We start from the raw sequence: 23494 nt of genomic DNA on the forward strand, positions 1-23494 counted from the left end.
TGTCAGGACTCCTGCTTTTTCAGCAGCAACACCGCCGCCAGCAAAATCAGCGGCGCCGCCAGGCTCATCTGCAGCAGCGCCGGATAAATATCTGCCAGCTGCAGTGCTTTACTGAATACACCACGGCTGATGGTCAAAAAAGCGCTGGCCGGATGGACTTCACCAATCAGCCGGCCGGCGCCTTCCAGTGCGGACACCGGCGTGATCATGCCGGCAAATTGCACGGCTGGGATAATACTGCCAAGCACCGCCACCAGAATGGCCGCGATCTGACTGTTGGTAAAAGTCGACGCAAATAAACCGAACCCGGTGGAAAACAGCACAAACATCAGCGCGCTCAGACTTAAAGCAACAAAACTGCCGGTCAGCGGCACCTGAAACAAAGTCACGGCCGCAAGCAGCATCAGCAGATAATTCAGCATGGCGAGCGCAATATAAGGCAGTTGTTTGCCCAGTAAAAACTCCAGCCGGCTGACTGGCGTCACATACAAATTGATGATAGAACCCAGCTCTTTTTCCCGAACCACCGACAAGGCCGTCAGCACCGCCGGGATCATCAGCAGCAACAACGGGATCATCGCCGGTACCATCGCTACCAGGCTTTTTACATCCGGGTTGTAACGAAAGCGGGTTTCCAGACTGCTGCTCAGGCCACTTGCATCAGCACCGAGCGCTTCGGTCGCCTGCATCCGCAACCAATGCAGATGCATACCGAGCACATACCCTTTTATCGTTTCAGCGCGGTTGGGCATAGCACCGTCGACCCAGGCGGCGATGGCCACCTGTTGGCCACGCGCCACATCACGGCCAAAACCGGGCGGAATTTCCAGTGCCAGACTGATATCGCCGCTGCGCATACGCCGGTCGATGTCGTGCTGGCTTTGCAGCGGGGCTTTTTCGATAAAATAGCGTGAACCGGCCAGGTTCAGCACATAGTTCTGGCTCAGCACCGACTGGTCCTGATCCAGCACGGCAAAACTGAGATCTTCCACGTCCATGGTGATGCCAAAACCAATAAACACCATCAGCACCAGGCTGCCAAGTAATGCCAGTGCGGCGCGGATTGGGTCCCGCCTGAGCTCCAGCGTTTCGCGCTGACTGAAGCTCCACAACCGCTGCCAGCTAAATCGCCGCTTCGACGCAGCTGCCGTTTTTTTCTCAGCCGCAGCATGTGGTGCCAACAGCGCCAACCCGCTGCTACTGCCCTGCTCGCGGGCGCCGGCTTGTTCCAAATAACGGATAAAGGCCTGCTCCAAATTATCAGCCTGCTGGCTGGCCACAATTTGCGCCGGTGTGTCGCTGACCAGCACTTTGCCGGCATGCATCAGCGAGATGCGGTCGCAGCGCTCGGCTTCGTTCATAAAGTGGGTCGAGATAAAAATGGTGACCTGGTCCTGGCGCGCCAAATCAATCATCAGTTGCCAGAACTGGTCGCGGGCAATAGGGTCGACGCCGGAAGTTGGTTCGTCGAGGATTAACAGCTCCGGCTGATGCACCATCGCCACCGCCAGCGACAAGCGCTGGCGCATGCCCAGCGGCAAACTGTCCGGCAAGGCTTCAGCTGCCTGAGTCAGACCAAAACGCTGCAACATTGCACTGACGCGCGCGGCAATCTGCGCCGCCGGCACCTGAAACAACTGCGCATGCAAACGCAGGTTTTGCAGCACCGTCAGCTCGCTATACAGTGAAAACGCCTGCGACATATACCCCACCCTTTTGCGGGTAGAAATATCGTCCGGGTCCAACACCTGACCAAACAACCTGGCTTGGCCCGAGGTTGCCGGTAATAAACCGGTCAGCATCTTCATCGTGGTAGATTTGCCGCAGCCATTGGAGCCGAGAAAACCAAAAATCTCGCCTTTTTTGATTTGGAAACTGACATTATCCACGGCGACGAAGTCACCGAACTGCCGGCTCAGGCCCGCCGCTTCGATGGCTGTCTGGCTGTTGCTGTCTGCGACAAGCGGCGGCACTGTCACCGGCTGATAGTCCGCCGTCAGCGCCGCCGGTAATAAACGGATAAAAGCTGCTTCTAACTGTTGGGTTTGGGTTTGCTGTTTGAGCGCAGCCGGGCTGCCACAGGCCAGCACAGTACCGGCGTTCAGCGCCACCAGATAATCAAACTGTTCGGCTTCGTCCATGTAGGCGGTCGCCACCAGCACGCTCATCTGTGGCGCCTGCTGCCGGATACGCTGAATGAGCTGCCAGAACTGACTGCGCGCCAGCGGGTCAACGCCGGTGGTCGGCTCGTCGAGGATCAACAGTTTCGGGTCATGGATCAGCGCGCAGCACAAGCCGAGTTTTTGTTTCATACCGCCGGATAACTTGCCGGCCGGCCGCTGTAAAAAGGCATACAAACCAGTCGCCTGCGTCAGTTCGTCAATACGCCGGCGCCGCTCAGCTGCATTGTGACCAAATAAGCGGGCAAAAAACTGCAGATTTTCTTCCACCGACAAGGTCAGATACAGATTTTTGCCAAGGCCCTGCGGCATGTAGGCAATGTCAGCACAAACCCGCTCGCGGTGCGCGCGGCTTGCCATGTCGCCGCCCAGCACTTCCACCCGTCCCTGCTGAATGGCGCGGGCGCCGGCCAGCAGCGACAACAGGCTGGATTTACCCACGCCGTCCGGCCCAATCAGGCCAACCATTTTACCGGCCGGGATCTCTAGCGAAATATCCGCCAGCGCTGTGGTTTTACCATGCACCAGCCGGACCTGCTGCAGCCTGGCTACCACATCGGTCACTGTGCGCTCTCCACCACTAATGGCGGTACTGAAGCCGGCCAGGGTTCAGTGCGGTCCAGCCGCAGGTAAGCCACACCCGGCAGGCCGGTTTTCACTTTGGTTTTATGCCGCAGCAGCAACTGCGGGTCGATGCGCGCCTTGACTCTGAACATCAGCTTTTCGCGCTCACTGGCGGTTTCCACGGTTTTTGGCGTAAATTGCGCCACATCAGCGACATAAGACACTTGCGCCGGAATGGCCACGCCAGGCAGCGCATCCAGCACCAGCCGGACTTCACTGCCAATATCTATCCGGCCAGCTACTGCCGACGGCAGGAAAAACGTCATATGCACGTCGCTGACATCAATCAGGCTCAGCACTTTGCCGCCGGCTGCGACAATTTCGCCAACCTGGGCAATGCGGTATTGAATTCGGCCGGCCCGCGGCGCACGCAGCTGATTGTCGCGCAGTTCCGATTCCACCCGCGCCACTGTGGCACTGGCGGCGTCCACCGCCGATGCCGCCGCCACAATTTGCGCCTCGGCGGACACAATGGCCGCCTGCGACGCTTCCAGCTGCGCCTGCACCGCGCTGACTGCGGTTTTGGCGCTGGTCACCAGCGTATCGTTATCTTCCGCCATCTGTTTGGACACTGAACCGGTTTGCGCCAGCGTGCCGGTGCGGCTGGCTCTGCTGCGCGCGGCGGCAAGTTCGGCCTGACGCTGCAACAACAACGCCTGCAGCGCGGCTTTTTCACTGTTGCGCTGTAGCAGCTGGCTTTGCGCCGTCACCGTGCTGCTTTGCGCCTGACGCGATTGTGCCTGCGCCTGCAACAGCTGCGCTTCCAGTGACTCTGACGCCACAGTCGCCACCAGCTGGCCAGCTTCGACAAAATCGCCTTCATCAACCAGTAATTCTTTGATCCGCCCTGCAGTTTTAGCGGCCACTGCAATTTCAACCGCTTCAATCCGACCATTGCTTTTCAGCAGATTACTATCCGTTGCACCGTGGTATTTCAGCAGATAAAACACAGCCAAGGCCGCAGCACCAGCCAACACCAGCAGCGTGGTCCGGAATATTGTCCGCTGGTTGTCCGGCGATGGACCAGATGGTTGTGTTGCTGATTGTGTTGCTGATTGAGTAGAGGGTCCCGTCATAGTCCGTCTCGTCCTGGGTGGCTGCATAGCCTGCTTTCGTCGCATGAATAGGAACTATAAGCCGGACTCTGTGAAGTTTCTTTGATGCAGACCAAAAGAATGTGATTCACCTGGCTTGGTGACAAGATTGAGAGCAGAGGCCTGACATGCCGCCCCGTGCAGTTTTAGCAATAAAAAAGCAGCACCGCCATCACTGTGGGGGTGCTGCTTGTCAGCATCGGCCGTTACAGGTCGAAACGATCCAGCTCCATCACTTTTTGCCAGGCTTTGGCAAAATCGCGGGCAAAACGTTCTTTACCATCGGCGGCAGCATACACTTCCGCCACGGCTCTGAGTTCAGCATGAGAGCCAAACATCAGGTCCACCGGCGTGGCTGTCCAGCGGATCTGATTGGTCTTGCGATCCAACCCTTCATACAACCCCTGGCTACTGGCTGATTTTTGCCATTTAGTCGACATATCCAGCAAGTTGACAAAGAAGTCGTTGCTTAAAGTGCCGGCTTTGTTGGTCAGGACCCCATGGCGCACGCCACCGCTATTGGCATTGAGCACCCGTAGGCCACCGACCAGCACTGTCATTTCCGGCACCGACAAATTCAGCATCGCGGCTTTATCAATCAGCGCTGCCGCCGGCGACAGCATGCTGTTGCTGCTGTGATAGTTTCTGAAACCATCAGCCAGCGGTTCTAACACCGCAAATGACGCGGCATCGGTTTGCGCTGCAGTCGCATCGGTCCGGCCCGGATGAAACGGCACTTCAATGTTCAGACCGGCATCTTTCGCTGCTTGTTCGACCGCGGCAGAACCGGCCAGCACAATCACATCCGCCAGCGAAACTTTTTTGCCACCGCTCAGTGTTTTATTAAAGTCCTGCTGGACTTTCTGTAACACCGGCAACACTTTGGCGAGCTCTTTCGGATCATTCGCCGCCCAGTCTTTTTGCGGCGCCAGCGCTAAACGGGCGCCGTTGGCACCACCACGCATATCAGTACCACGGAAACTTGCCGCCGCAGCCCAGGCGGTTTTGACCAGCTGTGGCACGGTCAGACCGCTGCTCAGTAGTTTGGCCTTTAAGTTTTTGATGTCATTAGCATCAATCAACGCGTGATCAACAGTTGGCACCGGGTCTTGCCACAACAACATTTCGGTTGGCACTTCTTTTCCCAGATAACGGGCTTTTGGCCCCATATCGCGGTGCGTCAGCTTAAACCAGGCTTTAGCAAAGGCCAGCTCAAATTCTTTTGGATTGTTTTTAAAGCGCAATGAAATTTCGCGATAAGCCGGATCTTCTTTCAGCGCTAAGTCGGTGGTGAACATGATAGGCGCGTGGCGTTTGGTTTTGTCATGCGCGTCTGGCACCAGATTGGCGGCCTGGCCATTGGCCGGGATCCACTGAGTCGCACCAGCCGGGCTCTTGGTTTTTACCCAGTCATAGGCAAACAGGTTGTCCAGATACTGCGTAGTCCAGGCCGTTGGGTTGACCGACCAGGCCCCTTCCAGACCGCTGGTGACAGTGTCTTCTGAATGGCCTTTACCACATTTGTTTTTCCAACCGAGGCCTTGCGCCTCCAATCCTTCAGCGGCCGGCTCTTTGCCCACACATTCTTCCGGTTTATGTGCACCATGCGCCTTACCAAAAGTATGGCCACCGGCGATCAGTGCCACGGTTTCTTCGTCGTTCATCGCCATGCGGCCAAAGGTATCGCGGATGTCTTTGGCGGCCAGCAATGGGTCTGGCACGCCATTGGGCCCTTCCGGATTAACGTAAATTAAGCCCATTTGCACAGCGGCCAGCGGTTTGGCCAGCTTGCGCTCTTTGCTGTTTTTATCGTAACGCTGGTCATCGAGCCATTTTTTCTCGCTGCCCCAGTTCACTTGCTCCGCCTGCCAGTCGTCCATCCGGCCACCGGCAAAACCAAAGGTTTTAAAACCCATCGACTCCAGCGCCACGTTACCGGCCAGTACCATCAGGTCGGCCCAGGAAATTTTACTGCCGTATTTTTGCTTCACCGGCCAGAGTAAACGCCGCGCTTTGTCCAGGTTGACGTTATCTGGCCAGCTGTTCAGCGGTTCAAAGCGTTGCTGACCACCACCGGCACCGCCCCGACCATCGAAAATGCGGTACACCCCGGCGGAGTGCCAGGCCATGCGGATCATAAAAGGCCCATAATGACCATAATCCGGCGGCCACCAGTCTTGCGGCGTGGTCAGAATTGTTTTGATATCTGCTTTGACTGCTGCCAAATCTAAGCTGTTGAATTCTTTGGCGTAATCAAAGTCTCGCCCATAAGGATTTGATTCGGCACTGTGGACACGCAGCGGCGATAAATCCAGTTGTTCAGGCCACCAGTAGCTGTTGGTGGTCATCTCTTTTGCCAGCAGCGGCTGACTGCCTAGCATCATGGCCAGCGTTAACGCTGACAATACCGGAAATTTATTTTTCATTGTCTGTTTCCTGTCCTTGTTGGCTGCACTTGCGTGTTCAGCCAGAGATTGGGGTTGACGGCTCTGTGTCCCCACAGCGGCCAGTTGCGCCCTACGCGCCTGTCAGCTGTCGCTGTGATCAGCAACAGTGCAAGCCAGGGCGACCTCCACCAAAGGCCAGCGGGGTACGCCAAATAAATTAAAGCCGGCTACCCAGAGTCTGTAGTGATTAAAATCGATTGCTTTAATCGGTAATTTTGATTTGTCGCTTCCAGCGATTTTTCAGCTACCAGGCGCTTTTGCATGAATTGCGCAAATCAGACGGCGAACCTCATTTACGCCTTAGGCTGAATTGACGATCCCTTGGTGACCTGTCACCCAGTAAAAAACTCATCACGGGATTGGTATCAATTCCGGGGAAAGGTCAGAATCATTAACTTCGCCTTCAAAGGCGCTGTAGTCGCATCAACTATGTGTGGGTTAAAAAATATCAAGTGTTCAGACTGTGGATGTCCGTAAACTTAAGTTGTAACAATTGAACCGACTCATGACTCTCCGGACAGACTCACGTTTTGGGGCCTTTTGCGATTTTTCATCAGCGAAAAAATATACCGAACACATACCAGCGATGAAATTAAACCAATGCGGTTCCTTGCAACTGAAGGAATAAAGCAACAATGAAGTATTTTGAAGCAAACTTTGACGGCCTTGTCGGGCCAACACATAACTATGCCGGACTTTCTGTCGGTAATGTGGCATCGCAGAATAATGCCAACAATCAATCGAAGCCAAAACAAGCCGCACTCCAAGGCTTGCAAAAAATGAAAGCATTAGCCGACCTTGGCATGGTGCAAGGCGTGTTAGCACCACAAGAACGGCCAGACGTGTTTACCTTACGGCGACTTGGCTTTAGCGGTAGTGATGCCAACGTTATTCAACAAGCAGCAAAACAAGCGCCCGCAGTCCTGCGGGCTGTATGTTCTGCCTCAAGCATGTGGACAGCCAACGCCGCGACCATCTCCCCCAGTCGGGATACATTAGACGGCAAAATTCATTTTACCCCTGCAAATTTGACCAATAAATTTCATCGCTCGCTCGAACCTGCTACAACAGGTCGTATTCTGGCAGCGATGTTTAATGATGCCCGTTATTTTGTGCATCACACTCATCTACCGGATAACGACCACTTTGGTGACGAAGGGGCAGCCAATCACACCCGGCTTTGCGCTGATTATGGCCAACCGGGTGTTGAGGTTTTTGTGTTTGGCCGCGCAGCCTTCGACCCATCAAGACCCGCCCCCAAGAAATATCCAGCCCGTCAAAGCCTTGAATCATGTCAGGCGGTGGCGCGTTTACATGGTTTGTCTGACGATAAAGTCGTTTATATCCAACAAAACCCGGAAGTCATTGATCAAGGCGTTTTTCATAATGATGTGATCGCCGTGGGCAACCAAAATGTGCTGTTTTATCATCAGCAGGCTTTTTTAGATTCGGCAACCAAACTTGCTGAATTAAAAAGTAAATTTGGCGCTGAAACCCCGCTGTATCTGATTGAGGTGCTAGACAGCGAAGTCACGGTACAACAAGCTATCCAAACGTATTTGTTTAATACCCAGGTCATTACCTTGCCTTGCGGCGACATGGCCATTATCGCACCGACTGAATGCCGCAATCACCCGACAGTGAGTGCCTACCTGGCTGAACTGACAGAGCGTGGCACGCCGATTCGCCAGGTGCATTATCACGACGTGAAACAAAGTATGCAAAATGGCGGCGGGCCCGCGTGCTTAAGATTAAGAGTGGCGATGTCTGAACAGGAAAAACAAGCGGTAAATCCGAATGTCCTGATGACTGATGAACTGTTTGTGACGATGAATCAATGGGTTGAACGTCATTACCGCGATGTGTTAACAGAGCGGGATTTAGCAGATCCAGCCTTGTTAGTCGAAAATCGCACAGCGTTAGATGCCTTAACCAAAATCCTCAACTTAGGCTCGGTTTATCAATTTCAACGTGATTGAGCCTGCTTAAATACGATACAGGCCAGAAGACTCGCCGACTTGGCCAGGCAAGATATCCAGCTGGATGACAGTTTCAGCAAATTAGTCGTGTTATGTTCTTAAATCTGTGGAAAAGCTCAGTGCTTCAGACGCAAAAACCGCCGAAAGGCGGTTTTGACCCCAAACATAATGACAGCATCACGTCAGGATTCACCCGCACCATCCATGGCGCTCGCCCTGCGGGCGTCGCTGCGCGACGTGCCAAACGGCTATCCTGCGTGCTACTCGTATCATCCTGATACTCGCCCTCGCGGGCCAGCAGGGCTGTTCCAGTTTGCTCCAGGCAAACTGGTGGTCGAAGAAGGTTCAAATCTGCGGGTCGCACCGACAAAAAAACCGCCGAAATGGCGGTTTATTTGTTGGCGCACCCGTCAGGATTCGAACCTGAGACCTCTGCCTCCGGAGAGAGGAACTCAGGTTCGAATGTAATTCAGTGCAAATTATTGATTGTAGACAAATATCAACTTAATACAATTACTTAAACAGAAATAGATCAAGTCAATTAATGTCACCTGATGGCAATCAAGGGAATTAATACGGATAGAAACTGAAGGATTTCAGGATTTTTTCTTGATAAATGTGTCACATTGCATTTCTATTTTTTAGACGATTGCTCTCGGTCTTGAAATTGCTCTGGTGAAGTCTTTTTCCGGGCAGGGATGCTGGACAGGTGTAAAGGTCTTTCAAATGCGATCGGGCGGAAATATACGAGCACTCGTATGACTGTTAGTAAGTGTGTTTATGCTCGTAAATTTCCGCCCGATCGTGTTTGGGAGAGCTTTATACCTGGCCAGAATGCATGCTCGAAAAAGCGCACCCTCTGGATCTGATCCAACTTCCAGGTAACCCTGATATCGGTGTTTACCCTCGAAAAGGGCAGCCCTGCTCTGGATTAGCTCCCCAATATCCGTTGTCATTATTCGACGGGCCATCCGGCGGAGACTAATAAATACTACGGATTTGTGAGATGGCATAAATGGCGCTGTTCAAATAAACTGCGCCAAAATATCTAGCAAAATGGCGCAGTTCAAAAAACTGCGCCATAATGGCGCCAAATCACTTATCCCGCGCTTCAATGATGACAGCAACCACGCAAGAAATACTCAAGAGCATCCAACTCGCGACAAATGGTATAACGCTGGCCGAATTACTGAGTCAGCACCCAACGCTGGCCAGGCGCACGGCTCAAAGATATATCTCTGAATTAATCAACCAGCGAAGCATCACCGCGATTGGTGAAGGTCGCGCCAGACGGTATTTTTCGTTGCAGCGAAATCAGCAACCACTTCACCGAGATACAGACCGGTTCCCTGCTTTAATTCCCGTATCAGCGGATAGTTTGGACATTTTGGCTTATATCGACCAGCCACCAGAGGCACGCATCCCGGTCGGTTATCAAAACGATTTCATTGACTCATATCAGCCAAATAAAGATGCGTATTTATCGGATTCGTTACGACGGCAATTACACAAAATCGGTAAAACCACCGAACAATCACAACCTGCCGGAACTTACAGCAGAGCCATCCTTAACCGGTTATTGATTGATTTATCCTGGGCATCAAGCCACTTGGAGGGGAATACATATTCTAGGCTCGATACCCTGCAGCTGATTGAAAATGGCAAAGTCGCGCCAGGCAAAGCTGCAATCGAAACCCAGATGATCCTCAATCACAAAACCGCGATTGAGCTACTGGTGGAAAACATCGATACCGCTGAGCTGAACCGATATACCCTGATGAACTTGCACAGCGCCTTGGCAGAAAACCTGCTGCCCAATCCGGCAGATGAGGGGCGGATCAGACAACATGCCGTTGATATCGGTAAAAGTGTTTACCGGCCAATTTCAACGCCACAAATGCTTGAGCAACAATTCGATGTGCTGCTTGGCAAAGCCAACCAAATTATCGATCCGTTTGAGCAATCTTTTTTTATGATGGTCCACCTACCCTATCTGCAGCCGTTTGCTGATATGAACAAACGGACCTCCCGACTCGCGGCAAATTTACCATTGTTTCGTGCCAACCTGTGCCCGCTGACATTTTTGGATGTCCCGGAACAAGCTTATAGCAGAGCCACTTTAGGCGTATATGAAATGACCCGGGTGGAATTGCTGCGTGATCTTTATGTATGGGCCTATGAGCGATCAGCACAAGAGTACTTAGCAATCAGGCAAGAATTAGCAGAGCCAGACCCGCTCCGGCTTTTGTGGCGTGAACTGGTTAAAAAAACCATTCGGCAAATAGTCACCACGCCAACCGCTGACGCAATGGGAATTATCGCCGGCATGCTCAACACCACAGTACCCGAACCGCAGCAAGGGCCGGTAAAGGCCCTGATTGTTGAAGAGTTGCGCCGGATTCATGAAGGCGTTTTGGCTCGCTATGGCTTGCGCCCATCAGAATTTGAAGCCTGGAAAGCGGCTCAGGCAAAATTAGCTTAGAGTGAAAAAATTGGGCTAGTGAAGCTTGAATTTTGCTACAGTAGCATTCATTTGCTCAGCTAATGCAGCAAGCTGCTCACTGTTTTCAGCATTTTGCTGTGCCGCCTCGCTTGTATCTTCTGCTACCAAGTTGATGCTAATAATTTTTTGGTTGATATCTTCGGCAACGACTGCTTGTTGCTCTGACGCTGAAGCGATTTGTGTATTTTTGTCGTTGATGGCCTGGATGTTCAAAAGCACCGCATCCAGCGTCTGACCGACGGTTTCAATTCGACTATTTCCCTCTGATGCCTTACCTTGGCTTTTTGTGATGGCGTCCGCAGCTTGCTGAGATCCACTTTGAAAGGCGGAGATCATATGTTGGATATCTTTGGTTGACGCAGCTGTACGACTTGCCAGAGCCCTCACTTCATCTGCCACCACTGCAAAGCCTCTGCCCTGTTCACCAGCGCGAGCTGCTTCGATCGCGGCATTCAACGCGAGTAAGTTGGTCTGTTCTGCGATACTGTTGATAACATCGAGCACTGCTGTAATTTCATTGCTTTTGCTTTTAAGTAACTCAATCACTTGGGCTGTTGCGCTTACTTCTTGGGATAACTCACCAATCAAAGCGATTGTTTGCAACAATTGCTGCTGACCCTGCGCTGCATTTTTCTGCACAAGTTCGGAAAGCTCTGCGGCTTCGGTCGTTGACAGAGCAACGTCACGAACCGTAGTGCTCATCTCATGCATAGCGGTCGCTGCGAGTTCCGTATCCTGTTGTTGACGTTGGATCCCTTTAAAGGTCTGCGCTGTTACGACTGAAGATTCTTCGGCAGCTGCAGCTAATTGAGCAGACGCACTACTGAGTCCACCAATCACTTTTTGCAACTGCGTTACTAACGATGCTGTAGCCCGGGATATATTGCCAAACTCATCATCTCCGGCACCCGCAGTGATTTGATGGGTATCCATGGTTAAATCACCTGCAGCCACAGCCGCCAGCGTTTGTTCTATCGTCGTTACAGCGTTGGTCATAGAGTGAATCATTTTGCGAATGACAATTACGGTGACAATACTGAGCAAGCTCAATAATACAGCCAAAAAAATCAGTTGATTGAGCGCAGTGTGCTTTAACTCAGAAGCCTCTGCAGCAAGCTCATCAGACAAAACTTTCTCGAACTCTGTTAGTTTAGTAATTCGTGCAGTAGCCAGGTCAAACCAAGTTGCATCATCAATTGAAAATTCTGTCGCGGTTGCTGTGGCAAAGGCTTGCTGATGAATCTCGGCTACTTTACGAAACTCCGAGAGTAACTGCATATCATCCCAGCGTTTTTTCTGTGCTGGTGTGAGCATGCCAGACATACCTTCAGCATAAGCATGATAAGCCCCCAGATTGTTGGCAAAAGTAGTCAGCGTTTGCTCGGTAAAACGGCTCTGACTAAACACTATGCCCAAAATTGCGCGCTCCCGTCCGGCTCTTTCTTTCGTTTCAATAAGTTTATTCAACGTGGCCAGTCTTCGGCTCAACCCTAAATGCGCCAGTTGAAGCTCAGCTTGGTGATCTTTAGCGATGAGATCTGCGATCAATTTAGTGTAACGCGCAGCAGATACTGCACTCTCCATTGAAAGCCCGTCAATCTTTGTCCTGAGTTCATCTACTTCAGCCTGAATGGCTGCAAATTCTGTTAAAGCAATTGATCTTACCAAGCTCAGAGCGTCGTTTGTTTTGTTTCGTAGCCCAGATAACCGGTCTTTAAAGCGCGCTCCTTTGCTTGCGAGAACTACACCACTTGCACCTCGCTCAGCCTGTAATGCTCCGATCAATTGACTTATTTTAACGGAATGACTGACGGTCGTTTCAACCTGCTGTGCGATACTGTAGTTTCCCACATCCATCAAAATACGATTGAGTGCCAAACCAAGTAGAGTCAGAACCGGCAGCGTCAGTAACAAGAGAAGTTTGGATTTGACTGTAAGATTGCGGATTTCCATCGTCGTGATAGGCCTCATATTTTTCCCTGATAGAAACAACATAGGAGACACTCGAAAAAAGGCAAACAACTACCACTTTCGGATTAGACCTTGATTTAACTACCTAGAAAGAGCGATTAAATGCCGCGTTAATGAGCTGTTTGTCACTTGAGGTGTATGATTGTTAAAGCAGATAAAACTATAAGTCAGCTGGTATCCAAGCAATTAAACTCGTTCCCGAAGCAAATTATTACGTAACAACGCGCGCCGGACACCCAAACACATTTTGCCAAATCGGCGGATCTCATCAAATTTAGGACTTACACCACGCTTCATTGCACTCTCCCAATAACAGATCTCGCTATCAACCATCTCGAGTAGCTTTTTCGGGCAACCGGCACAATCTGTATTTGCACCACAGATAAAGGTGCTCGGCTCATACAACGGAAATTCAGCTTTAACCTGCGCGATAATCTCGCGCATCGCAGTCATTCGATCCGGCTTCATTCTCAAAGCTCATTCGCAATATCGGGAGTATGAGGGGGCTTGGGCAGCGATTTTGTGGCGGCATACCCTTCTGCTATTTCCTGCTCCATCAGCTCCTGAAAAAACAGCAGGTGCTGATTTAGGTTAAGAATAGAATCAAGCAATTGCTGTTGAATGTTTAGCATTTTTCTTTCAGTTGAATATTCAACCGGATGCCTCTGTCTATTTTCATCCAGCGGGTATGAGTCATTTGGGGATGTTACCTGCTGTTCAATCCTATCTAAACAGCTTCCAGAAATTTGCTTATCGTGTTTAGTCACGTTGCAGTCACGACTTCATGATTAGTATTTGAATCATGAAGTCCGCAGCTCTTTATGCCAATTAACCAAAGGAGGTAGTTCCATTTTATTATGCAGGTACTCTCTGCGCTAAATACTCTGGGTAGAATCTAAAATATACGCCGGTGCCGCCTGCTTTACGACGTTCTATCCGTAATTCGCCGTGGAGCTGCCGGCTGCGTTCCTGCATTATGGCGAGACCGTAATGATTGAGCTTTTCGGCTTTATCAGGAATCCCGATGCCGTTATCCTCAACACAAAGCTCTATCCACTTATCAGGGTGCTGTTTCAGTCCGACCAATACCTCAGTGCCCCTACTATGGTGTGCCGCGTTCTGACTGGCCTCCCGCACAATTTGCAGTAAATGAATTTCTTCTTGTGGTGATAACGGAATGTTTGCTAACTGATAGTCGACTCGAAACCGCATTCCAGACTGTTCAGCCAGCACAACAACCGCTTGCTGCAACGCAGCTTCGACACCGCCACCATCCACTTTTAGTCGGAACGTGGTCAATAGTTCACGCAGTTGCCGATAAGCACTATCAAGGCCCTGTTTCAGTTCGTCCGTAATGTCCTGCAATAGGTCGGGTCGTTGTTTTTCAATGGCTTTATTAAGCCTTGTCACCTGAATTTTCAGATATGATAAGGCCTGCGCAAGAGAGTCATGCAGCTCACGGGCAATAACGGTTCGTTCTTGCATCAATACCAACCGACGGCCCTGCTCCTGCTCTTGCTTTAAACTCAGTGCTATCGCTATATGACCTGCAACACTGCGGAATAACTGTAGCTGCCAATCGCTCAGAGATTCAGTACTGTGGGTGCGAACAACTAAAACACCATGATGATTTGCTTCACGCTGCACCTGAAAACGGTATACCCAGCCAGTATTATCAATCTGACCACTGTCACTCGCTGATGTACAATCTCCACAGCTAGAACGTCCACATTCTTCATGGTTGGTATCAGGCAGGATTTGTAAATAAGGCCGGTTGCCCTGCTCTGTAAGTAGACACAGCTCAATATCCTCAACCGAAACAACGTGCTGCAATTGCTGTACTATGGTATCGAGTCTGTTGCGATCGACAGTTTCAACAGTCAGGTCCCGCACCATATCGTATAAAAACTGCAGTTTCGTATTAGAAATTTGCAACGCCTGAGTTTGAGCATCCACCCGTTTTTGCAAGGTGCCATACATAGACGCAATCGCATCTGACATTTTATTCAGCGTTTGCGCCAAAACCCCCAGTTCATCCTGTTCCTGTGGCTGGACCCGGCAAGTAAAGTCACCTTGACCAATCCGATGTGCTGCCCGGGTTAATTCACTAAGAGGTTGTTCAACCCTATTGCGTAACCAATGCAGGACCACAGCTGCGAGAAATACTGTGGTAAAAAGCGCGAAGATTTGCACGATGCGCAACAGACGAACCTTGTGTTCAGCGTCCTGCTGAATGGTGCTGACTAATACTTCAATCTCATTGACTTGGCGCTGTGCGCGCGCAAACCGCTCAGCCGCTGACAGCGTCAACAATTCCTGATCCAGCAACAACCAATTCTGCCGCGCTTTGACGAATTGCAAGTTCAGCTGGGTATTACTGGTTTTCATATGACTGAACACCGGATGCTGCCAGCTCTGCTGCAGCTTCTCCCGCGATGCCTGAAAATCTGCACCCGATGATTGTTCACTTAACATCACGACTTTAAATGTCTGCATCCTGAGCGACCCGGCAACGTTAATTGCTAATGCATCACTGTCCGCCCGTTCTGACAGCCAATAAGAAATAATCATAGTGCCGAGAGCTAAAGTGACGATGATGCCTAGCGCAATGCCAATACGACTGACAATTGAAGACTGTTGCTTCAACAATGGTTTCATAGCTAGCAGACCCACCTGTTGTGCTGATACCCCATCTTACCTGTTTCGCTAGCTAATTTCAGGAGCTACTCCTTTTGCGCTCAGTCTCTTAGCGATGGGTGTAATCAAGCAAAGAAAAATCAATTAATTCCATTATTTTCATACAGATAAGCATTTAAAGCCATTACCTACTAGGTGGTACTTTTCAGCGTTTGTACCTTTTTACGCTCCGTGGATTGCTTGCGCCAAATCAATCATGATTCGCCATGCGCAATCCAGACTACTGGCAAGTTCAGCATCGCAGTCTGGTGCCCCACACCGCACCAGATTGGCAAGCAGGAGTAATATAATGAGTCACTTGCTCGACAAACTGCGTTTTTTTAAAACGCGCAGCACCCCCTTCGCCGAAGGGCATGGCATCACCACCAATCAGGACAGAACCTGGGAACAGGGTTACCGGCAGCGCTGGCAACATGACAAGATTGTCCGTTCCACCCACGGCGTCAACTGTACCGGTTCCTGTAGCTGGAAAATTTATGTCAAAGACGGCCTGGTGACCTGGGAAACCCAGCAAACCGACTATCCGCGCACCAGACCGGATTTACCCAATCACGAACCCCGCGGCTGTCCGCGCGGCGCCAGTTATTCCTGGTATATCTACAGCGCCAACCGGTTGAAATACCCGAAAGTGCGCCAGCATCTGATGAAACTGTGGCGCGAAGCCAAAGCGGTGCATCAGGACCCGGTGTTAGCCTGGCAGTCGATTGTCTCTGATCCGGTCAAAGCCAAAAGCTACAAAGAACGCCGTGGTTTAGGTGGTTTTATCCGCGCCAGCTGGGATGAAGTCAATGAACTCATCGCTGCGGCCAATATCTACACCACCAAGCAACATGGCCCGGACCGCGTCACGGGCTTCTCGCCCATTCCGGCGATGTCGATGGTGTCTTACGCCGCCGGCGCACGTTACTTGTCGCTGATTGGTGGCAACTGCTTAAGTTTCTATGACTGGTACTGTGATTTACCGCCGTCTTCGCCGCAAGTCTGGGGCGAGCAAACCGACGTGCCGGAATCAGCTGACTGGTACAACTCGAATTACATTATTGTCTGGGGCTCAAACGTGCCGCAAACGCGCACACCAGACGCGCATTTTTTATCTGAAGTACGCTACAAAGGTACCAAAACCTGTGTCATCACCTCGGATTATTCCGAAGCCTCCAAATTCGGTGACACCTGGCTGGCGCCAAAACAAGGTACAGACGCGGCACTGGCGATGGCCTTTGGCCATGTCATTTTAAAAGAATTCCATGTCGACAGCCCCAGCAGCTATTTCACCGACTACGTGCGGCGTTACACCGATATGCCGATGTTAGTCCTGCTGGAAGAACATGACGGCAAGCTGACGCAAGGCCGCTTCCTGCGCGCCGCTGATCTGGTCGACAACCTCGGTGAAGCCAATAACCCGGACTGGAAAACTATCGGCGTGAAACAAGATGGCAGCCTGACCAGTCCAAACGGTGCTATCGGTTATCGCTGGGGCCAGAACACCAATCAGGTGGGTAAATGGAACCTGGAACAAAAAGACAAAGACGGCGATATCGAGCTGAAACTGTCGTTAATTGACGCGCATGACAGCATCGCTGAAGTCGCCTTCCCGTATTTTGGCGGTGCGCCGCACGAGTACAAATACTTCCAGCACACTGAACACGACGAAGTACAAATCCGCCGTATTCCGGTGCGTAAAGTTCAGCTCAAAGATGGCACTGAAGCTTTAGTCGCCACTGTCTATGACCTGACGCTGGCGCATTATGGTGTCGATAACGGCACGGCTTTTGGCCTCACCGACCCGAATCGCGCGCAGTCATATGCCGACAACGTGCCTTATACCCCGGCCTGGCAACAAGCCATTACCGGTGTCGAACCAGAAGCGCTGATCCGGGTTGCCCGTGAGTTTGCCCGCAACGCCGACAAAACCCGTGGCCGCTCTATGGTCATCGTCGGGGCTGCACTGAACCACTGGTATCACATGGACATGAACTACCGTGGCCTCATCAATATGCTGATGATGTGCGGCTGTATCGGTCAAAGCGGCGGCGGCTGGGCGCATTATGTCGGTCAGGAAAAACTGCGGCCACAAACCGGCTGGGCCCCGCTGGCCTTTGCGCTGGACTGGCAAAAACCACCACGTCATATGAACGGCACCTCGTTTTTCTATAACCATGCCAGCCAATGGCGGTATGAAAAACTCGATATGGCTGAAGTGGTGTCGCCACTTGCCAATAAAGAAAAATGGACCGGTTCTATTATAGACTTTAACAGCCGTGCCGAACGCATGGGCTGGTTACCTTCTGCGCCGCAGCTTGGCACCAACCCGCTGCATTTAGTCAGCAAAGCCAAAGCGGCTGGCCTCGATGTCAAAGACTATGTGGTGAACGAGCTGAAAAACGGCAGCCTGAAATTTGCCTGTCAGGAGCCGGAAAATCCACAAAACTTCCCGCGTAATATGTTTATCTGGCGCTCCAACCTGCTGGGCTCGAGCGGTAAAGGCCATGAATATATGCTGCGGCATTTACTCGGCACCAAACATGGTTTGCTCGGGAAAGACTTAGGCGGATTTGGCGGCAAAAAACCAGAAGACGTGCAGTGGTCCGACAACGCCGCTGAAGGCAAAGTCGATTTGTGGGTGACGTTAGATTTCCGTATGTCAACCACTTGTCTGTATTCCGACATCGTATTGCCAACCGCCACCTGGTATGAAAAAGACGACATGAATACCTCGGACATGCATCCGTTTATTCATCCGTTGTCCGCCGCCATCGACCCGGTATGGGAAGCCCGCAGCGACTGGGAAATTTTTAAAGGCATCGCCAAAGAATTCTCCCGCCTCTGTCCGGGCCATTTAGGTGTTGAAACCGATTTGGTCACCACGCCGATGCACCACGACACCCCGGCCGAACTGGCCCAGCCTTATGGCGTCAAAGCCTGGTGGAAAGGGGAATGTGAAGCCATCCCTGGCCTGACCATGCCGCACCTGAACGTGGTCGAGCGTGATTATCCCAATACTTATCAGCGCTTTACCTCACTTGGGCCATTGCTGGAAAAAGCCGGCAACGGCGGTAAAGGCATCAGCTGGGATACCAAAAATGAGGTTCATTTCCTCAAAGAGCTAAACCGCACGCACACCGCCGAAGGCGTCAACAAAGGCCTGGCGCGGATTGACAGTGCCATTGACGCCTGCGAAGTGATTTTAAGCCTGGCGCCGGAAACCAATGGTCAGGTTGCCGTCAAAGCCTGGGCGGCTTTATCGAAAATTACCGGCCGCGATCACCGTCATCTGGCGCTCAACAAAGAAGACGAAAAAATTCGCTGGCGCGATATCGTGGCGCAGCCGCGTAAGATCATCTCCTCGCCAACCTGGTCAGGTCTGGAAGACGAGCATGTGTCCTACAACGCCGGCTATACCAACGTACACGAGCTTATTCCGTGGCGCACCATCACCGGCCGCCAGCAGTTTTATCAGGATCACGAATGGATGCGCGATTTTGGTGAGCAGCAATGTGCCTACAAGCCACCGATCAACTTAAAAACCGTGGCGCCGGTGCTGCATAAAAAACCGAATGGCAACAAAGAAATCGTACTGAACTGGATCACGCCACACCAAAAATGGGGCATCCACAGTACCTATTCCGACAACTTGCTGATGCTGACCTTGTCGCGAGGCGGCCCTATTGTCTGGCTCAGCGAGCTGGACGCCAAAGCGGCTGGCATCGAAGACAACGACTGGATTGAAATTTTTAACGTCAACGGCGCTATTGCTGCCCGCGCCGTGGTGTCGCAGCGCGTGCCGGAAGGCATGAGCATGATGTACCACGCTCAGGAACGCATCGTGAACGTGCCAGGCGCTGAAACCACCGGCACCCGTGGCGGTATTCACAATTCGGTGACCCGTGCTGTGATGAAACCAACACACATGATCGGCGGTTATGCCCAGCAAGCCTACGGCTTTAACTATTACGGCACCGTCGGCTGTAACCGCGACGAATTCGTCATCGTGCGCAAGATGAGCAACGTCGACTGGTTAGACACCAAATAAGCTTGGAGTAGCAATTTATGAAAGTCAGAGCCCAAATTGGCATGGTGTTAAACCTCGACAAATGTATCGGTTGCCACACCTGCTCTATCACGTGTAAAAACGTCTGGACCTCACGGGAAGGCGTCGAATATGCCTGGTTTAACAACGTTGAAACCAAGCCCGGCATCGGTTTTCCGAAAGAATGGGAAAACCAGCAAAAATGGCACGGCGGCTGGACCAAAAATGCCAGCGGCGAGCTGGAACTCAAAATTGGCGGCAAACGCCGGGTGCTGGCGAATATTTTCGCCAACCCGGACTTACCGGAAATTGACGACTATTACGAACCCTTTGATTTTGATTATCAGCATCTGCACACCGCCAAAGACAGCCAGCACCAGCCGGTCGCGCGGCCGCGGTCACTGATTAGCGGCCAGCGCATGGAGAAAATCGAATGGGGACCAAACTGGGAAGAAATTCTCGGCACTGAGTTCGAAAAACGCAAAAAAGACCAGAACTTCAACGACGTGGTGCAAAAAGACATTTATGGCCAGTTTGAAAAAACTTTCATGATGTACCTGCCACGGCTGTGTGAGCACTGCCTGAATCCGGCTTGTGTCGCGGCCTGCCCCAGCGGCGCTGTGTACAAACGCGAAGAAGACGGCATTGTGCTGATCGATCAGGACAAATGCCGCGGCTGGCGCATGTGTGTGTCGGCCTGTCCGTACAAAAAAATCTATTACAACTGGAAAACCGGTAAATCTGAAAAATGCACTTTCTGCTTCCCGCGCATTGAAGCCGGTCAGCCGACTGTGTGCTCAGAAACCTGCGTCGGCCGCATCCGCTATTTAGGTGTGTTGTTGTATGACGCCGACAAAATTGCCGCCGCGGCCAGCGTTGCCAACGAGCAGGACCTGTATCAGGCGCAGCTGGATATTTTCTTAAATCCAAACGATCCGAAAGTCATCGCCGCCGCCCGCGCCGAAGGCATCAGTGATAACTGGATTAAAGCGGCGCAGCAAAGCCCGGTGTACATGATGGCAATGGACTGGAAAATCGCCCTGCCACTGCACCCGGAATACCGCACTCTGCCGATGGTCTGGTATGTGCCGCCCCTGTCGCCAATTCAAAGCGCCGTACAGGCCGGTCATGTCGGCATGAATGGCGAGATCCCTGATTTAAAATCGCTGCGTATTCCATTGAAATACTTAGCGAATTTATTAACCGCCGGCGACGAAAAACCTGTGGTGCGGGCTTTGGAGCGGATGATTGCGATGCGCGCCTTTAAACGCTCGCAGCAGGTCGATGGCGTCGAAGACTTAGCGGTGCTACAGCAGGTCGGCCTCACCGCACATCAGGTGGAAGAAATGTACCGGTATATGGCGCTTGCCAACTACGAGGACCGGTTTGTCATTCCGACCAGCCATCGCGCTTATGCCGAAAATGCCTATGACCTGAAGAGCTCCTGTGGCTTTAGTTTTGGTAACGGCTGTGGCGATGGCAATAACGGCGTCAACCTGTTTGGCAGCAAAGCCAAAGGCGTGCGTCAGGTCATTCCGGTGGAATTGAAGGATTAACAACATGCAAATACTTCAGGTGATTTCGTTATTGCTCGACTACCCGACCGAACTGCTACACGACAGTCAGGCCGAGCTTGAACAAATTGTGCAGGCGGCGGCGTTGTCCGACGCCGCCAAAACGGCGCTGCTGGCCTTTATCAGCCAGCGGCTTGGCAAAGATTTAATGGACTGGCAGGCCGAATACGACAGTCAGTTTGAACGCGGCCGTAGCTTAAGCCTGCTGCTGTTTGAACATTTACACGGCGAATCGCGGGACCGCGGTCAGGCGATGGTCGACCTGCAGGCGCAGTATCGCGAAGCCGGGCTGGATATCTCCCAAAAAGAACTGCCGGATTATCTGCCGCTGTACTTAGAGTTTTTATCGACCCAGGGCGATGACAACGCGCGTTTTGGTCTGCAGGAAGTGGCGCCGATTTTAGGCCTGCTGGCTGCTCGTCTCGCACAGCGCGATTCGGATTATCAAATCCTGCTGCACAGCCTGCTGGAGCTGTCCGAAGCTGACATTGACCTCGCTGATTTGGCCAAACAAATCAGCAGCGAGCAGCGCGATGACACACCCAAAGCGCTGGATAAAGTCTGGGAAGAGGAAATGGTCAGCTTTATGTCGGCTGGCAATAACGGCGCCGGTGAAACCAGCTGCCCCAGCAGTCAATACCGCCCAACTGAAGGTCAACGCCGCGACCAGATGGTGCCGGTGCAGTTTTTTAACGAGGCGACACCCGCTGCCGCTGCAGCTTCAGGAGTTTTATCATGAATTACTTTGATCATCTCGCCTTTGGCATCTACCCCTATATCGCCTTTGCGGTGATGTTGATTGGCAGCTGGATCCGTTACGACCGCGAGCAATACAGCTGGAAAACCAGCTCTAGCCAGTTGCTGGAAAAGAAAGAGTTACGCCGTGGCAGTATCCCGTTTCATATCGGCATTCTGGCCATTCTGGGCGGTCATGCCGTCGGTCTGCTGACGCCGGCCGAAGTCTGGCACGTGCTCGGCATCAGCGCGTCATTTAAACAAATGATCGCAATGGGCGTCGGCGGCTTTTTTGGCCTGATCTGCCTGTACGGTTTAGTCATTCTGCTGAAACGCCGGCTGACCAATCCACGCGTACGCGCCAGCAGCAATCCGATGGACATCGCGCTGCTGTGGTTATTACTGGCGCAGCTGCTGTTGGGCTTAACCTCAATTTTTGTCTCCGCCGGTCATATGGACGGCAGTGAAATGCTGAAGTTAATGGCCTGGGCACAAAACACCGTGACCTTTGACAGCGCAGAAGCAGTCGCGGCGATGCAGGGCGTGCACTGGATTTTTAAAGCGCACATTGTGCTTGGCATGACGCTGTTTGTAGTGTTTCCGTTCAGCCGGCTGGTGCATATGCTCAGCGTGCCGCTGCAATATATCCGCCGGCCGCATCAGATTGTGCGTCAGCGCTTTGTGCGCTAACCCGCCTCGGAGAAGTGATGCCGTAACCAGAACACAGGCCAGCGCACAGCTGGCCTGTCGGGAGTTCAACATGATCGAAGTCAATCAGCAGCAAATTTCCGAAGCGGAGATCTTTGCTGAAATGCAATATCACCCGGCCGCCGACAAACGCGCCGCCATGGTCGCTGCCGCGCAAAGTCTGATTATTGAAAAGTTAATCTGCCAGCGCGCCGACGAACTGGGCTTAACCAAAGAACTTGCCGCGTTACAACAGACGGAAAACACCGATCAGCGCCAGGCTGCGCAAGACAGCTTGGTGCAACAAGTGATCGATTTGGAGGTGAAAGTCCCCAGTGCCAAAACAGCGGATTGTGAGCTTTATTATCAGCAAAATCCGCAAAAATTCGTCAGCTCGCCATTATTGGAAGTGCGACACATTTTGCTGGCTTGTGCGCCAGACGACCAAACGGGCCGCAGCAAAGCACAACAACAGGCCGAAGCCCTGATTGGACAAATTCAGGCGGGCAGCGCCTTTGCCGGCTTAGCCAGTCAGTATTCTGCCTGTTCGACCAAAGACAGTGGCGGTTTACTAGGCCAGATCTCCAAAGGCCAGACCGTGCCGGAACTGGAGCGGCCGTTATTTCGCTTACAGCCGGGCTTATTGCCTTATCCGCTGGAAAGCCGCTATGGCCTGCATGTGGTTGAAGTGCTGCACAGAGTCGAAGGCCAGCAGTTGCCCTATCAAGCGGTTTCACAACGCATTGCCGACTACCTGAACGAAAAAGTCCGGCGTAAAGCGATCAGTCAGTACATCACGCAGCTAATCTCAACCTCACAGATTGATGGCTTTGATTTTAATGTGAATTCATCACCGTTGATGCAATAATTGACGTGGGATAGCCGCTGGCCGTTATTACAACGGTCAGCGCTGTCTGTTTCCAGCATTAGTTCGATGCTGCCGTTTTTATGCACTAAACACAGCGGATGAATTTTG

14 protein-coding genes are annotated in these 23494 nt (G+C 52.0%); 7 read left to right on the forward strand and 7 right to left on the reverse strand.

Annotation, left to right across the window (positions count from 1 at the left end; translation table 11 throughout):
- Positions 1-2: 2 nt before the first annotated feature.
- From rbbA to katG, 3 genes are all read right to left on the reverse strand, one after another.
- Complete coding sequence (gene rbbA, locus Q399_RS0112900) at positions 3-2744, reverse strand: ribosome-associated ATPase/putative transporter RbbA (protein WP_031569072.1); 2742 nt, start codon at positions 2742-2744, stop codon at positions 3-5.
- Positions 2741-3880 carry an HlyD family secretion protein gene (locus Q399_RS0112905; RefSeq protein ID WP_084164302.1) on the reverse strand — a complete coding sequence of 380 codons (1140 nt, stop codon included), beginning with the start codon at positions 3878-3880 and terminating at the stop codon, positions 2741-2743. The genes rbbA and Q399_RS0112905 overlap by 4 nt, the downstream gene beginning before the upstream one ends.
- Positions 3881-4104: 224 nt before the next feature.
- On the reverse strand, positions 4105-6279 hold the full coding sequence (gene katG / locus Q399_RS0112910; protein WP_211253385.1) for a catalase/peroxidase HPI: 2175 nt from the start codon (positions 6277-6279) through the stop codon (positions 4105-4107).
- Between the two features lie 701 nt (positions 6280-6980).
- Between katG and astB the strand changes: the two genes are divergently transcribed.
- Together astB and Q399_RS0112925 are read left to right on the forward strand one after the other, a co-directional pair.
- Positions 6981-8324, forward strand: a complete 1344-nt coding sequence (gene astB / locus Q399_RS0112915; RefSeq protein WP_031569077.1) for an N-succinylarginine dihydrolase — start codon at positions 6981-6983, stop codon at positions 8322-8324.
- A 1114-nt stretch (positions 8325-9438) separates the two neighbouring features.
- The gene (locus tag Q399_RS0112925) at positions 9439-10806 is read left to right on the forward strand and encodes a Fic family protein (protein ID WP_245612886.1); all 1368 of its coding nucleotides are present in this window, start codon (positions 9439-9441) and stop codon (positions 10804-10806) included.
- 15 nt (positions 10807-10821) lie between these two features.
- Here the strand turns inward: Q399_RS0112925 and Q399_RS0112930 are convergent, their stop codons facing one another.
- From Q399_RS0112930 to Q399_RS0112945, 4 genes are all read right to left on the reverse strand, one after another.
- The gene (locus Q399_RS0112930; RefSeq protein ID WP_245612887.1) at positions 10822-12798 is read right to left on the reverse strand and encodes a methyl-accepting chemotaxis protein; all 1977 of its coding nucleotides are present in this window, start codon (positions 12796-12798) and stop codon (positions 10822-10824) included.
- Between the two features lie 186 nt (positions 12799-12984).
- Complete coding sequence (locus Q399_RS0112935; protein ID WP_106388984.1) at positions 12985-13266, reverse strand: hypothetical protein; 282 nt, start codon at positions 13264-13266, stop codon at positions 12985-12987.
- Between the two features lie 2 nt (positions 13267-13268).
- Positions 13269-13565 (reverse strand): hypothetical protein, encoded by a 297-nt coding sequence (locus Q399_RS22130; RefSeq protein ID WP_157836293.1) that lies wholly within the window; start codon positions 13563-13565, stop codon positions 13269-13271.
- Between the two features lie 88 nt (positions 13566-13653).
- On the reverse strand, positions 13654-15456 hold the full coding sequence (locus Q399_RS0112945; protein ID WP_031569084.1) for a histidine kinase: 1803 nt from the start codon (positions 15454-15456) through the stop codon (positions 13654-13656).
- A 328-nt stretch (positions 15457-15784) separates the two neighbouring features.
- On the opposite strand from Q399_RS0112945, the gene Q399_RS0112950 reads away from it, so the two are divergent.
- The 5 genes from Q399_RS0112950 to Q399_RS0112970 all read left to right on the forward strand — a co-directional run bounded on the left by Q399_RS0112950 (position 15785) and on the right by Q399_RS0112970 (position 23386).
- Positions 15785-19525, forward strand: a complete 3741-nt coding sequence (locus Q399_RS0112950) for a nitrate reductase subunit alpha (RefSeq protein ID WP_031569086.1) — start codon at positions 15785-15787, stop codon at positions 19523-19525.
- 17 nt (positions 19526-19542) lie between these two features.
- Positions 19543-21078, forward strand: coding sequence for a nitrate reductase subunit beta (narH, locus tag Q399_RS0112955; protein WP_031569088.1), 1536 nt, complete (start codon positions 19543-19545; stop codon positions 21076-21078).
- A 4-nt stretch (positions 21079-21082) separates the two neighbouring features.
- The gene (gene narJ, locus Q399_RS0112960; RefSeq protein WP_037046118.1) at positions 21083-21835 is read left to right on the forward strand and encodes a nitrate reductase molybdenum cofactor assembly chaperone; all 753 of its coding nucleotides are present in this window, start codon (positions 21083-21085) and stop codon (positions 21833-21835) included.
- Positions 21832-22521, forward strand: a complete 690-nt coding sequence (narI, locus tag Q399_RS0112965) for a respiratory nitrate reductase subunit gamma (protein WP_031569091.1) — start codon at positions 21832-21834, stop codon at positions 22519-22521. The genes narJ and narI overlap by 4 nt, the downstream gene beginning before the upstream one ends.
- 70 nt (positions 22522-22591) lie before the next feature.
- Positions 22592-23386: a peptidylprolyl isomerase gene (locus Q399_RS0112970; protein ID WP_031569093.1), complete on the forward strand. Its 795-nt coding sequence runs from the start codon at positions 22592-22594 to the stop codon at positions 23384-23386.
- Positions 23387-23494 lie beyond the last annotated feature (108 nt).

It is taken from the genome of Rheinheimera texasensis DSM 17496 (genome assembly GCF_000711985.1).
Classification (GTDB): domain Bacteria; phylum Pseudomonadota; class Gammaproteobacteria; order Enterobacterales; family Alteromonadaceae; genus Pararheinheimera; species Pararheinheimera texasensis.